The sequence below is a fragment of the Cellulosilyticum lentocellum DSM 5427 genome (assembly GCF_000178835.2).
GTDB lineage: Bacteria > Bacillota > Clostridia > Lachnospirales > Cellulosilyticaceae > Cellulosilyticum > Cellulosilyticum lentocellum.
In genome coordinates this window covers 1,480,000-1,494,893 of record NC_015275.1, presented here as the reverse complement: position 1 = coordinate 1,494,893, position 14,894 = coordinate 1,480,000, and the positions used below count along the sequence as shown (strand labels likewise).

Below are 14,894 nucleotides of genomic sequence, written 5' to 3'. Positions count from 1 at the left end.
TTACTCCTTATAATAACCAGTAAAAATAGTGTCCCATCCCTCTGTTAAAGCTAAATAAGTGGGCTTAATATCCCCTAACTTTTGTCCCTTTGCCATACACCCTTCACTATATTCTTTTTTAGGATTACCGGTTAAAATAAATAGCTTAATAGGCTTTAGCTGTCCTAAATGTCTACAGTAATCATAATGAAAATTTTGCCTTAGCCTTTTTTCTACTTGCTGGACTGAAGGCAGTTCTTTACTTTGAATATAAAGCACATAGTGATCCTTATGAGGAGCAAAAAGATAAAATGTCTCATTTAATTGCAAGCTCTCTATACACGCCTTACAAAAGTCTTCATGTAGCTTTTCTCCAAACAGATCACATACCTTATCATTTTTACCTATAAATCTTACAAGTGGCATCGCTTCATTAAAGCCTAATACTTCAATCACATCATAGGTACGATACCTATAAAAGCCACCTGCTGTTGTTACAACAACTTCATAGGTCTTATTTTTTTCTAGTGCCTCTATACCCACTATTTCATTTTCAGTCTTCTCTTCTTTATTAAGTGGCAAGAATTCAAAGAAATGCGAATACATGCTCATAACACAGCCTTCTTTTCCAACTAGAGGAAAGGAAGTAAAGCATTCTGTAGAAAGGAGTCCTTTGGGTTGAATAAAGGTATTTGGAAATAAAGCTTGAACTTGCTCTGCATATACTTTGGCATTAGCATCACACCAGCAGCTTATAATCACAAGCTTTTGCCAGATCGCTTCATATTGTTTGTCTCTTACCGCCTTCTCTATTTGTCTTCTTCGCCTTTTTGGCACCTTAGATAATAAGCTTTCTTGATGGATATCTAAGTACTCAAGGAGTAGAAGCAAATAGGTAGGATTCCAAACAGAAATCAGTGTTAGATTTTTTTCTTTTAAAAGAGCTAATACTGTCTTTTCATAGAACTTATCCATATCCGTCTCTGCCTTAATCGCCTTCGGTGACACAAAAATGCAATCCATTAAATATTTTTCAAGCTTACCAAAGTAATCACCATCTTCTTCAAATCCAATAGGAATACCACTTGGCGTTATATTTTGCCTACTTGTAGCCGGTGTAATGGACCAATAGCTTTTTCCCCATCGAATAGCTGGATAAGCTGTATACAAATCATAAAGCCACGGTTTAATCCCCCATTGAAATTCTTCTTTTAACGTCTTTGTATAAGGAATCAACTTATAAGCTTTCGTTGAACCGCTAGTTGGCTCAAAGGCTATAAGCACTTCACTCGTTAATAGTGGCGCCTTCTCTTGCTCTAACCTTTCAATATAAGGTCTATAGGTTTCATAATCAGAAAGTGGCACCTTTTCACCATATTCCTTTATCCCCTTAATGCCCTTAAAGTCATATTTTTTGCCATACTCAGTCTCTGCCTGTTGCTCTAAAAGTGTTAACAGTTTTTCTTGTTGTACGTCCTTTATTTTTTCTAAAGAAAAATCCTCCATGAAGGTTTCATAGCTTTTTTTATAAAGAGCGATGCAAGCTGTGTTGATTAGATAATAAAAAAGACGCTTCATAGTTCCTCCTGTCACTATTGAAATAAAAATCTAACTGCTCTTTTTGAAAGATTATCCTTTGAAAGCCTTGTGATACAAACGATATCATTACCCTTTATATATTCTGGGTTATGCTTTACAAAGTAAGCAATGTGCTCATCCTTTAATTTATCTTCTGTGATATCTGCTACATGTTCTTTAAGCCTATCCTTTTGCTGTTTATAACAAATCACCCCAGTCTGAGGGTCATAGTCCTCTGGATAACAGTACATCCCATAGGCATCCATCTTTTCTTTTATAGACGCTGGCGTTACCAGCTTATAGTTAGGATAAAAGGTATTAAAAAAGGTGGGTAATAGCTTATAAGTTTTGTAGCCTTTACAAATTAAAAACCAATAAAATTCGCCGTAGACCTCTTCAAATTTAAAAAAGAATTTAGCAAACTCTATAAATAAAGCCATACTGCCCCAATAATCCTTATGAATAATCGTATCTCCTGAAAAGACCCCATGCATCATTGTATCTCCTACAGGAATATGTAAAATCTTTTGAGTAGAAAAGCCCCATATATGCCCCGTCTCATCTCTTAGGACAATACAGTAATCTTTCTCTTCTAAATCTTTTAAAAAATTATCTTTTGTGATATTGTCATAAAACGTATCCATCAGCGCATACATCACTTCTTTGTCTGACTTTGTTAATGCTTCTTGTTTTACTACACTCCCTTTAAGATTCGCCATGTTGCTTTACCTCCTTCTTTAAGCCAAATTTCATGCCCTGCTTTTTAAAAACTTCTTTTCTAAATAGTGGATTGTAAATCAAATACGTCAAGAAACGATAAGGTGTACGCATATTGGTTCTCACTTCAAGTGCTCTTGTAAAAATAGACCAAGGACTATTAAAGGTCCTTCTACACCAAAACGAAACTTCTGTGAGCTGATCAGGCGTCATATTTTCAGGTATAAATGCTGCATAATTAAAACGGTAGGCTTCATGGAGCCACCATTTGCCATCATACAATAGGCGCCCTTCTTTTTTTAGCTTCTCATAAAGCGGTGTGTTAGGATAAGGCATTAAAATATTATAAGCAGCAAAGCAGAATTTGTTTTTTATAGCAAATCTGCAAGTTTCCTCTATGCTTTCCTTGGTATCCCCATCATAGCCTACAGTAAAGGCTGCCCAGGTTTGGAGTCCCCATTTTCTAAGGGCTTTAATTTCCTTTTTATAGTGATTAAGTGCCTTTTTTCTGTTAGCGCCTTTATTGGCAAACTCAAGATTAGCTTCATTAATGGATTCAAAACCAATAACTAAGCCTAAACAGCCACTTTTCACCATGAGAGACATGAGTTCTTCATCTTCTAGCATATCTATGCTACCTTGACTCACCCACTTAACCTTAAGAGGAATCAACCCACGAAATAATGCCTTAGCTTTTTCAAAATCTGATACAATATTATCATCTACAAAAAATAAGAGCTTCCTTTTTTGGCTTTGAATTTCTTCTATCACTTCCTCTACGTCCCTTGTATAATGACGTCCTTTAAAATAGCTACTAGATGCACAAAAATTGCAATGATATTTACACCCTCTTGAAAACTGTAATAAGGTAATGGGTAAATAGCCCTTCCCCTCAAAAATATCTCTTCGGGTAATCACACCCTTTTGTGGTATTGTAGGTTGAATGGCATGATATACCTTTTGGAGACGTCCTTCTTTAAAGTCTTCTAGCATCTGCCCCCATACATCTTCTGCATCCCCTATGATGACACTACTAGCATGCGCCATAACTTCTTCAGGCAAAAGCATGGCATGCATACCACCCATAACCGTTGGCACACCTCTTTTTCTATATTCCTCACTAATTTCATAGGCTCGTCTTGCCGTAAAGGTTTCCACTGTAATGGCTACTAGATCTGCTGGTTCATCATAAGGAATATCCTCCATGCGGTCATCATACATGACTACTTCAACCTCTGCCGGTGTAAGAGCTGCTAAAATCCCTAACTGCAACGGTTCCATGCGCCCTTCATCCACATACAAGCTATGTTCTCTTCTCCCGATGTTTGGTTTGATTAATACTAACTTCATCCCTACCTCCCCCTAATTGCTTACCTTGTTTTCTACGAATTTCTATAGCTGAAATGATATTTAATATGAGATAAACCCCCAAATGAAATGGACGTAAATGTAAAGGATTGCCTAGCATTCTTTTTATGATATTCTTAATGCCATAAAATTGATATCTTATTTTTTTACAACCCTCACGAAGTTCAGAAGGCGTTAATTTCTTAGGCTCATATACCGTATCACCATAGCAACACTGACTATTGGTCCACCATGCCTTGTAAATCAGTCTATTTTCCTCTTCCAATCGCTTATATAGTGCTGTTCCTGGCATAGGAATAAGTGGATTAAAGTTAGCCACAGCAAAATGATGCTTCATAGCAAATCGAAAGGTTGCTTCAAAGCTTTCATTAGTATCCTCATCATAGCCTAGGACAAAAGTGGCATAAATCATGAGTCCATGCTTGTAAATATTTTTAATAGCCTCTTCATACTGGGTGGCTAAATTTGCCACTTTCTTCATATGCTTAAGGTTACCGGCATCTAATGATTCAAAACCAATGAGTACTAATAAGCAGCCACTCTCTTTCATGAGCTTCAATAATTTATCGTTCATGGCAATATCTATGCTAATTTGACATGCCCACCTTTTCTTACATTGTTTAAGTGCTTGTAACAATCGAAGTGTTGTTTCTTCATTTAAAAAGAGGTTATCATCTATAAAGAAAAATAATCTTTCTTTGGTCTCCTTAATCTCCCGTACCATCAGTTCAATATTTTTTTGACGTACCTGATGAGGGTACATAGCTTTAATGGAACAAAAGTCACACCCAAACTTACAGCCTCTAGAAAATTGGACAACTCCTATTTTTTGATAACGTTTTCCTTTAAAAGAAGAATGATTAGGATCTATATAGCTTAACTCACAATCTCCCTTAGAGCTATAACGTGGCTTTACCTCTCCTTTTAAGGCATCCTCTATTAAAAGAGGCCATGTATCTTCTGCATCACCTACTAATACAACATCTCCATAGTCTGCTGCCTCATCCGGCAACATACTGGCATGAAAGCCCCCCAATACCACCAAATTGTCCTCTCTTTTATAACGCCTAGCAAGCTGATAAGCCCTCTTGGCAGAAAAAGTATCAAAGGATAGAACAACCATATCGGATGATAAATATTCTGGAAGTGTTTCAATACGGTCATCTAAGTAGTCTATCTTTACTGTTTCTGGTGTCAAAGAAGCTATAATGGGAAAAATGAGGGGTTTCATGGCATCATAACTTTTTCCTTCAAACATACTTACTCTAATGACTGTAACGTTCATACGTCTCCCCCTTTATATCCCTACATATTTAAACCCAATATTACTACCTAATAGTACTGTTTTTTCTATTAATGATTTATTAGGTGCATGCCATACGCGTTCTATAATATTTTTATATTGATAGGTTTCTGCCCAAACTTTACGGTAAATCTCCTCTAGTCTTTGTGGAGACATATGAATAGGCTGAAAAACAGCTCTATGTTGGGTGTATCTTGACCAATCCCTTGTTAATATTCTCCCTTGTTCTTCTAATTCCTTAAAAAGCGGGGATCCAGGAATAGGCGTTAAAATAGCAAACCTAGTCAAATCTAAATGCATATAACGAATACGCTCTGGCATAGAAAGCAATTCTTCTTCTGTATCATGATCAAAGCCTAATACAAAACAGCCATTTACAGCTATGTTATAGTGATGCATTCTTTCAACAATCTCTTTATACTTCTCCGTATTAGAAAATCGTTTTTTAACCCCTTTAAGTGACTGCTCACTAAGGGATTCAAACCCAATCAGAACGCCTGTACACCTACTTCTCCTAGCAGCTTCTAATAGTTCATCATCAAAAGCCACATCTGCCGTTGCATTAGATGCCCATCTTATATTTAATTTTTCTAATGCTTTCATCAGCTCTAATGCATACTCCCTTGGCTTAAAAAAATTAGGATCAAAAAAAATAACCTTATTCGTTTTAAGAGCCTTTAATTCATCTACTACTGCTTCTATAGGCCTTGGATCACTTCGCCACATTTTGCTAATGGCACAAAACTTGCAGCTATTATTACATCCCCTGTCTGCAATAATAGCTGGAATTCCTAAATACTTAGCATGGCTCACCTGCTGCCTAGCGGGTACCTTTATATGGCAGACATCAAACTTTTGATGATCATAGACCTTTTGAGGCTGTCCCCTATTAAAATCATAAAAAAAAGCTGGAAAAGATATCTCTCCAGCCCCTATAATGACTGTATCCCCATGTTCTAAGCCTTCTTCTGGCAAATTACTTACATGATATCCCCCCAACAAAATGTACGCACCACGCTGCTTAAATGCCTTTGCATGTTCATACGCTTGTATACTAGAAGATGTCTCAAAGCTAATGGCTACAACATCATACTTTTTCTTATCATAATCCACCTTCTGTGACATTTCATCACATACATCAATCTCACTCCCCAAATCCGTTGGTACTAACGAAACCAGTGTGGATAATGTTAAAGAAGGATAACTAAGTAATTTAGATAACTTTCCCCTATAACTTCTTTCATCCTTATTCCATGCATGAATCAATAATAGCTTCATAAACTCCCCCTATACTACTTTATACAAATTATTATACACTATTATAAATATTTTTAATAACACTAATAATTTTTATTAAACAAAAGGTAATATCAAATCATCTAATAAAAATCCCTTAAGATACTATATAATAATACCTTAAGGGATTTCATTTTTTACTTAGTCTAAAATCATTTTATTTTTTACCTCTTCTATAAACGCCTTAAATAATTCTAGAAAATAGTTATCCTTTACTACCAAATCTTCCGGATGCCACTGCACACCTAACATAAAACTCTCTCCTTCATACTCCAAAGCTTCAACAATATGATCAGAGGAAAATCCTACTACCTTTAAGTTTTCTCCTACCTTATTGACAGCTTGATGATGTAAGGAATTAACCATCAACCTATCCTTTCCCATCATCTGATAAAGCTTAGAATTTTGCTCAAGAGTCACTTCATGTTCCAAGGTATCCACTGGGTCCACTAAGTTTAAATGATTAAACCCACTACCTTGCTGCACTTTTATATCTTGATAAAGGGTTCCCCCCAATGCTACATTCATGATTTGAAACCCTCTACAAATACCTAGTATAGGAACTTTTCTCTCTAGTGCTTTATCAAAAAATTTCATTTCAAAAAGGTCTCTTTCTGGGCATACGTCTCCTAGCTCTAAAATAGGTTCTTCACCATAAAGAGCTGGATCAATATCATCTCCCCCTGATAAAATAAGACCATCTATTAAATCTAAATACCTGTCCATCTCTTCATATAAAAGTGTTGGAATAAGAATAGGAAGGCCCCCTGCTAGCTGAACAGCCCTAATATAATTATAACTTAAACTCTCATAATCCCTTATTGCTCTTTTTTCATATGCTGTTGTAATCCCAATTAATGGTTTCATTCTCTCACTCCTAACTACCGATTTCTTGCCACCTATGACAAGCTACAAAGTGACCTTGCCTCACTTCTTCTAATAAAGGCGCCTCTTTCATACAAACTTCCTTAGCATAAAGGCAACGGTTATGAAACTTACAGCCACTTGGTGGATTCACCGGACTGGGCATTTCACCTTTTAGTAAAATCCTTTGTTTTTCCATTTTCGGATGCGTCTTCGGAATAGCTGATAAAAGTGCCTTTGTATAAGGATGTAAAGACTCCTCAAATAATGCCTTAGTAGATGCTTTTTCTACAATATTGCCCATATACATTACTGCTACTTGGTCGCAAAAGTAACGTACCACCTCTAAATCATGAGAAATAAATAAGTAAGTAAGCCCAAATTGTGCTTTTAGGTCTGTCATCAAATTAAGTACTTGTGCTTGTATAGACACATCCAAAGCCGCTATAGGTTCATCTGCTACAATGAACTTTGGCTGCAACACAAGTGCTCTAGCTATGCCAATACGTTGCCGTTGTCCACCACTAAATTCATGAGGATATCGCCCCATAGCCTCACTATCTAATCCGCATAACTTTAGCATCTTAGCTGCTAGCTCTAAAGCCTCTTTTTGATTGGCAATTTTATGTTTGATGATACCTTCAGAAACGATTTGACCTACATTCATTCTAGGATCTAGACTTGCAAACGGGTCTTGAAATATAAGCTGCATATCTTTTCTTAGCTTAAATACACTTTTTTTATCTATTTTCACCTTGTTTTCCACATCATAAAGGGTTTGCCCCTCAAAAATTACTTTGCCTGCTGTAGGCGTTAGTAAATTAAGGATGGTCCGTCCAACTGTAGATTTACCACATCCAGACTCACCTACTAAAGCGAAAGATTCCCCTCTGTGAATGGTTAATGAAATACCATCCACCGCTTTTAAACTTTTATTTTTAGATTTAAATAACCCCTTTTGAGTTACAAAATGCTTTTTTAGATTTTCTACCTGTAAAATTATATCACTCATTATTCATACCCTCCTCATACAAGAAACACCTTACCCCATGTTCCATCGTGAGATTGGTCCAACTAGGCTTCACCTCTTTGCACACTTCCTTCCTATAATCACACCTAGGATAAAAGGCACACCCCTTTGGCATTTCTTTTAAAGAAGGAACTGTTCCTTTTATACTATGTAAATAACGATGAATCGTTCCTTTACTTGGCCTAGAATCTAAGAGGCCTTTTGTATAAGGATGTTTTGGGTTATCAAAAAGTTCTTCTACAGTTGTTTTTTCTACTATATTTCCTGCATAAAGTACCAATACTTCATCTGTCATTTCTGCAATGACACCTAGGTCATGAGTGATGAGCATTATACTTGTTTCATAGACTTTATTAAGTTCTTTAATAAGCTCTAATATTTGTGCTTGAATAGTCACATCCAAAGCAGTCGTAGGTTCATCTGCAATAAGTAACTGTGGCACACAGCTAAGTGCCATAGCTATCATTACTCTTTGTCTCATGCCCCCACTTAATAAATGTGGATATTCCTTCATCACCCTATCTGGCTCTGGAATATTAACAGCATTTAAAAGCTCCACCACTTTTTCCTTATTGGCTCTTCCCTTTAATCCCTTGTGAATTCGTAGGGCTTCACCAATTTGGTCTCCTATAGTTATTACGGGATTCAAAGAAGTCATAGGTTCTTGAAAAATCATAGCCATTTCATTGCCTCTTATTTTCTCAAGTTCGCTCTCCTTAAGCTGAAGTAATGCTTTATCCCCTAATTTGATTTCGCCGCCATCTACAAAACCTTGTCCTTTGGCTAAAAGTCCCATAATAGACAAGGCTAATGCACTTTTACCACAGCCTGACTCACCTACGATGCCAAGTATTTTCCCTTTTTCTAAAGTAAATCCTATCTCATTAATTACCTGTACTTTCCCCTCATCTGTTAGAAAACTTACTTTTAAATCTTTTACTTCTAATATGGCTTCATTTTCCATAGTCATTTGCTCACCTCCTCTTTAATTTAGGATCAAGTCCATCTCTTAGTCCATCACCTAAAAAGTTAATAGAAAGTACTGTTAAAAATACCAATAAACCTGGTGGTATCCAAAGCCACCACTGCGACTTAAGCACTCTCATACTTTGTGCAGCTGTTAGCATATTCCCCCAACTAGGCTGTGGCTGCCTAACACCCATTCCTAAGAAACTCAGTCCTGCTTCTAAGAGTATCCCATTGGCAATAGCCAGTGTGGTATAAACAATAAGAGGTGCTAGTACATTTGGCAAAAGATGCTTTTTAATGATTTCAAAACTATTTAATCCTAGTACTCTACTTGCTTCTATAAACTCCCTTTGTTTAAGAGATAAAATCTCTACGCGCACAATCCTAGCAATATTAGTCCATTGTAAAATCCCTATAATAATCACTAAACTTACTACCCCTGGCTCCATAATAGCTGCCATAGAAATCGCAATAACAAAGAAGGGAAAGCACATCATAATATCTACCAGCCTCATAATCATGTTATCTACTAAGCCGCCAAAGTAACCTGCAATAGCTCCTAAAGTCACACCAATGACGAGTTGAAGTACTGTTGCCATAAGACTTACACCTAATGATACTCTTCCACCATATAAAAGTCTCGTCAGTACATCTCTACCTAATTCATCTGTTCCTAAAAGATGTTCTCTAGAAGGTGCTACTTCTATCATACCAAGGTCAATAGCATCTCTCTCATAAGGTGCTATAACCGGTGCCACAGCCGCCAACATAATAAAGAGCATTAAAATACTAAATCCTACTAATGCCAGTTTATTTTTACCAAAGACGCGCTGAGCTAACACTTTTGTTTGACTTATTAATCTTTTCATACACTTCACCTCTTTTCTAGGCTTCATATTTAATACGAGGGTCAACAATAGCATACAGTATATCAGCTATAAGATTAGCTGCTAGTGTTAAAACAGCAATGATCATCACAATCCCCATAATCAGTGGATAGTCCCTATTCATAACCGCTTCATAGTTAAGCCTCCCGATGCCTGGCCATATAAAAATCGTTTCTGTAAGTAAGGCCCCAGAAAAGAGGGTAGGTATTTGAAGGCTGATAATAGTAATAATAGGAATCATACAGTTCTTTAAGGCATGCTTATAAATAACCCGATAACCTCTCACACCTTTTGCCCTAGCTGTTCGAATAAAATCTTGCTGAATGATCTCTATCATATGAGACCTTGTATAGCGCATAAGTGAAGCTGTATTAATAAGGGCTAACACTAAGGTTGGTAAAATCATATGTCTCACTACGTCAACGACATACGCCATTCCTTCCAAATTAGCACCTGCTGTTACCATTCCTGAGACTGGGAGCCACTTAAGATCTACTGCAAACCATTTAATCATGAGCATCCCAAAGAAAAAAGCCGGAATAGACAACCCCATAAGGGCAATGACTGTAGCAATGTAATCTATTAATTTCTTCTGCCAAATAGCTGTTATAATGCCAATAGGAATGGCAATCAAAACACTCAGTAGTATAGCTGTTAAGGATAAAATAAAAGTATTTCCTAACCTGCTCCCAATGACCTCTAAAACAGGTGCTTTATAGACTATAGAATACCCTAAGTCTCCTTGCACAGCACGGCCCAGCCACCTCACATATTGCAAAGGTAGTGGGTCATAATGACCTATCTTTTCTAACATCTCTTCTCTCATCTCAGCAGATAAATTGGGGTCCATCATATTGGCATAAGGATCTCCTGGCTGTAAATTAACTAGTGCAAAGATAATGATTGAAATTCCTATTAATATAGGAATGGTTTGAAGTAACCGTTTCACTACATACCTCAAACTTCCACCTCCTCCATTTTTTTAACTCAAAAAAGGCGCTTGTAAAGTGATTTTTCTTTCTCAACTTTACAAGCACCTTTTAGATTATTTAATTATTCCACAGTCCATTTATGAATATTAGGGAACTCTATATAGTTAGAGAAGTTGTAACCTTTGATGTTTGGATTATATACTCTTGCCTCATTTGGGCTATAGAGATAAACAAAAGGTGCTTCTTCATTAAGTAATTTTGCCCATTCATTATAATGAACTTTTCTTTCATCTTGGTTAAGTGATTGTGCTGCTTGATTAAGTATAGTATCGCTTTGTGCATTATTGAAGTTCGCAAAGTTGAAGCCTGGTTTACCTAGTAATTCTGAGCTCCAATAAGATTTGGCATCAGCTGGGTCAAGCTCTAAAGAGAAGCCCATGAGAGCCATTTCATAAGAGTGCTCTTCATATACCTTTGCTTTTACAGAAGCAAAATCCATGGCCTGGATATTTATTTCAATACCTACTTCTTTTAAGTTTTGCTGAATAACTGGTGCTGATTGTTCTCTTACTTTATTACCTGTAGGCACAAGTAAATCCACTTTAAATACAGTACCCTCTTTTTGTAATACACCATTTTCTTCTGTCCAACCTGCTTCTGCAAGAAGAGATTTTGCTTTTTCAGTGTCATAAGCGTAATCATTTAATCCCTCTTTTGGATAGGCCCAGCTAGATACTGCAAGAGGTGCATTAATAATCGAACCATGTCCTTCAAGTAACTGATTTACAAGTCCATCACGGTTAATAGCATAAGTGATAGCCTGCCTTACTCTCTTATCTGCAAATAATGGATTTTCATTATTCATAGTCATAAATTGATAGCTAGCACTAGGATATTCTAAAATCGTCTTGCCTGCTGAAGTATAAGTATCTAAATCCTGTTGTTTAAAAGAAGATAGCGCTGCAATATCTAAGGTGCCATTAATCAGTTCTCCTTGGGCTGTCTCTTGGTTACTTACTTTTAAAATCACTTTTTCAAGTTTTGGTGCACCTAAGAAATAATTATCATTTCTTACAAGCTCTACGTATTGATCAGGTACAAAATTTACTAGCTTAAAAGCACCTGTACCGATTGGATTGGTTAATAGATTAGTTTGTTTCTCCCATTCTCCTACAGGAATAGCTCCCCATAGATGCTCAGGTAAAATGCCACGAATAGCAAAATTAGCAAGGGCTGCTGCATAAACTTCTGAGTATGTAAAGCTAATGGTCTTTTCATCAATGATTTCAATTCCCTTTACAGTATCTGCTTTGCCATCTCTATAGTCTTGTGCCCCTACTAGCTTCTCTATCTCAGCAAAACGAGGCCCTGTATAATTAGGGTCGGCTATACTTGTAAAAGTAAAAGCAACATCCTTTGCAGTAAAAGGTTTCCCATCATGCCAAGTCACATTACTTCTTAGCTTGAATGTTATTTTAAGATTATCCTCAGAAACTTCATAGCTTTCAGCTAGGGCTGGGATAATGTTATCATCTGCATCTAAAGTAAGTAGTGATGAGAACACTAATTCCCCTACTTTTCTATCATAAATATCATTTAATAAAACTGGATTGAAAACACCTTTTGGAGAACTCCAAATCGCATAGTTAATCGTCTGACTTGCTACTGTTTCGGTCTCATTCGGATTAGGTGTTACTGAGGTTTCTTTACTCGTCGTACTTCCACACCCTACTAAAAGCGCTCCCACAAGAAGTGTCATCAAAAGATAACTCCCTATTTTCTTTTTCATTACTTCATCCCCTTTTAATTCCTAGTATTACTATATGTTTAATTTTTTATAATTATATATATAGTAATAAATATTGTCAACTTTTTTAATTTTTTAATCTATATATTTTATCTGTTTTCCTTGTTAATTATGCCTAAATGTTTTGCTTACACTAAATCAAGATATAAAAAACAGCTATTCTAAGTGAAATAGCTGTTTTTTATATCCCTATAATTTAAAGAAAAGCGTAGCAATATTAAAATACACTAAAATAGAGCATGTATCCACAATGGTTGTAATTAATGGTGCTGCCATAATAGCTGGATCTAACTTACATTTTTTAGCGATAAGCGGTAAGATGCATCCTATCACTTTTGCCATAACGATTGTACATACTAAGGTACATCCAACGACTATAGCTAATGTTAAATCACGATACATTAAAAATATTCTAAGTCCATTAACAGTGGCTAATACCATACTCACTATTAATGAAATACGAAACTCTTTAAAAATAACCTTAAAGAAATCCTTGAACTTAATCTCATCCAAAGCTAACCCACGAATAATCAATGTAGAGCTTTGTGACCCACAATTGCCTCCTGTATCCATCAACATAGGAATAAAAGCAACTAGTAATGGAATAGTGGAAAAGGCTCCTTCATATGTGGTAATAATGGTACCAGTAATAGTAGCAGATAGCATAAGCACTAAAAGCCATAAAATACGATGTTTTGCATGATTTAATACAGAAGTTTCAAAATAGCTTTCTTCGCTAGGGCTCATAGCCGCCATCTTAGTCATATCTTCTGTTGTCTCTTCCTCTATAACATCCATAGCATCATCAACGGTTACAATTCCTACCAGATACTGCTCTGTGTCTACTACAGGTATAGCTAAAAAGTCATATTTTCCAAACATCTTAGCCACATTTTCTCGGTCCTCATGGGTATAAGTCCAGATGACATTGGTCTCCATAATGTCTCCAACCTTATCTTCATCTTTTGACATTAATAAATCTTTAACTGATACTAAGCCAATAAGCTTGCGGTTTTCTGTTACATAACATGTATAAATCGTTTCTTTGTCTATTCCTTCTGTACGAATACGTTCAATTGCCTCTGAAACACACATATCTTTTTTTAAATGAATATATTCAATAGTCATCATGCTTCCAGCACTATCTTTAGGATAGTTTAGAATGGTATTAATACTATTTCTAGTTGCTTCATCTGTATTTTTCAAAATACGTTTTACCACATTTGCCGGCATTTCTTCAATAATGTCTACTGTATCATCTAAGAACATTTCATCCATTACTTCTTTAAGTTCCTGATCTGTAAGACCCTCAATAAGCAATTTTCTCGTTAAACTATTCATATAAGAAAAAGTTTCTGCTGCTGCTTCTTTATTAAGTAATCTAAAAGTAATAAGTAATTGTCTTTCCTCTAATGCTTCTAAAAGCGTTGCTAAGTCTACAGGATTCATCTCATGAAGCTGCTCTTTTAAAGTAGAAAAATCCTTTTGATTGATTAATTGTAAAATGATTTCTTTATTCATTTTTTGTCCTCCTCTTTACACTTTGAATTTATATTCATCCTGTAAGCGCAAGACATGTTCTTCATAAAAAATATTAATTCTTCTATATCGGCCAAAGAACGGATGGTTTCTTAGCCACATAGAATCTCTTCTTTTTCCTATTCCGATTTATGCCCTGCCCACTACATTCACCATCCATTCTCCTCACCTCTCTTTTATCACTTTTATTTTGGCAAATAAAAAACCACGCCAAAGCATGAACACTGGCGTGGATCTATATCAATCATCACTTTATAATAGAGTCTAATTCTACTATACTACCGTTCAAACTTTAGCTTCACAGGGCGCAATGACTGGAGTCATCTTGAAATTGCATTAGATTATGCCTTGGATTCGACATAGCCTGCTAACCAACTAATAGTGTCTCCACTATTTCGCGGCAGCAATCCTTATCCCTGTGGTAACCTTATCTACCGGACTATTCAATTCTCTTCTAATCTATCCTTAAAAGCTATTTTTGTCAATGTTATTTTATGTAAATCTCCCCTGCACCTATTTCTAAAAGAATTTTGCACCATGTCCTGCAAGAATCACCTTAACTATAAGGCTGTCATTCTCTTTTTCTTTAGATTACCACCATGACTTTCCTTCTAGGCTTTGGTTT

At 36.1% G+C, this 14,894-nt stretch carries 12 protein-coding genes and 1 riboswitch; all 12 genes read right to left on the bottom strand.

The window, feature by feature from the left end; all coding sequences use genetic code 11:
* Positions 1-1,557: a GH3 family domain-containing protein gene (locus CLOLE_RS06735; RefSeq protein ID WP_013656334.1), complete on the bottom strand. Its 1,557-nt coding sequence runs from the start codon at positions 1,555-1,557 to the stop codon at positions 1-3.
* A gap of 14 nt (positions 1,558-1,571) precedes the next feature.
* Entirely contained in the window at positions 1,572-2,276 is a 705-nt protein-coding gene (locus CLOLE_RS06730) for a hypothetical protein (protein ID WP_013656333.1), read from the bottom strand.
* Positions 2,263-3,624, bottom strand: coding sequence for a B12-binding domain-containing radical SAM protein (locus CLOLE_RS06725; protein WP_013656332.1), 1,362 nt, complete (start codon positions 3,622-3,624; stop codon positions 2,263-2,265). Before CLOLE_RS06725 ends, CLOLE_RS06730 begins: the two co-directional genes overlap by 14 nt.
* Positions 3,578-4,927, bottom strand: coding sequence for a B12-binding domain-containing radical SAM protein (locus tag CLOLE_RS06720; protein ID WP_013656331.1), 1,350 nt, complete (start codon positions 4,925-4,927; stop codon positions 3,578-3,580). The genes CLOLE_RS06725 and CLOLE_RS06720 overlap by 47 nt, the downstream gene beginning before the upstream one ends.
* Before the next feature lie 12 nt (positions 4,928-4,939).
* Positions 4,940-6,223 carry a B12-binding domain-containing radical SAM protein gene (locus tag CLOLE_RS06715; RefSeq protein WP_013656330.1) on the bottom strand — a complete coding sequence of 428 codons (1,284 nt, stop codon included), beginning with the start codon at positions 6,221-6,223 and terminating at the stop codon, positions 4,940-4,942.
* A 159-nt stretch (positions 6,224-6,382) separates the two neighbouring features.
* Positions 6,383-7,108 carry a gamma-glutamyl-gamma-aminobutyrate hydrolase family protein gene (locus CLOLE_RS06710; protein ID WP_013656329.1) on the bottom strand — a complete coding sequence of 242 codons (726 nt, stop codon included), beginning with the start codon at positions 7,106-7,108 and terminating at the stop codon, positions 6,383-6,385.
* Between the two features lie 10 nt (positions 7,109-7,118).
* Positions 7,119-8,117: an ABC transporter ATP-binding protein gene (locus tag CLOLE_RS06705; RefSeq protein ID WP_013656328.1), complete on the bottom strand. Its 999-nt coding sequence runs from the start codon at positions 8,115-8,117 to the stop codon at positions 7,119-7,121.
* Entirely contained in the window at positions 8,110-9,105 is a 996-nt protein-coding gene (locus tag CLOLE_RS06700) for an ABC transporter ATP-binding protein (protein WP_013656327.1), read from the bottom strand. The genes CLOLE_RS06705 and CLOLE_RS06700 overlap by 8 nt, the downstream gene beginning before the upstream one ends.
* Positions 9,106-9,109: 4 nt before the next feature.
* Entirely contained in the window at positions 9,110-9,973 is an 864-nt protein-coding gene (gene opp4C, locus CLOLE_RS06695; protein WP_013656326.1) for an oligopeptide ABC transporter permease, read from the bottom strand.
* A gap of 16 nt (positions 9,974-9,989) precedes the next feature.
* A complete protein-coding gene (locus CLOLE_RS06690; protein WP_013656325.1) occupies positions 9,990-10,952 on the bottom strand; it encodes an ABC transporter permease in 963 nt (320 codons plus the stop codon).
* 92 nt (positions 10,953-11,044) lie between these two features.
* On the bottom strand, positions 11,045-12,712 hold the full coding sequence (locus CLOLE_RS06685) for a peptide-binding protein (protein ID WP_041712928.1): 1,668 nt from the start codon (positions 12,710-12,712) through the stop codon (positions 11,045-11,047).
* Between the two features lie 207 nt (positions 12,713-12,919).
* Positions 12,920-14,251: a magnesium transporter gene (gene mgtE / locus CLOLE_RS06680; RefSeq protein WP_013656323.1), complete on the bottom strand. Its 1,332-nt coding sequence runs from the start codon at positions 14,249-14,251 to the stop codon at positions 12,920-12,922.
* A 287-nt stretch (positions 14,252-14,538) separates the two neighbouring features.
* A riboswitch (M-box (ykoK) riboswitch) is annotated at positions 14,539-14,715 on the bottom strand.
* Positions 14,716-14,894: the final 179 nt, after the last annotated feature.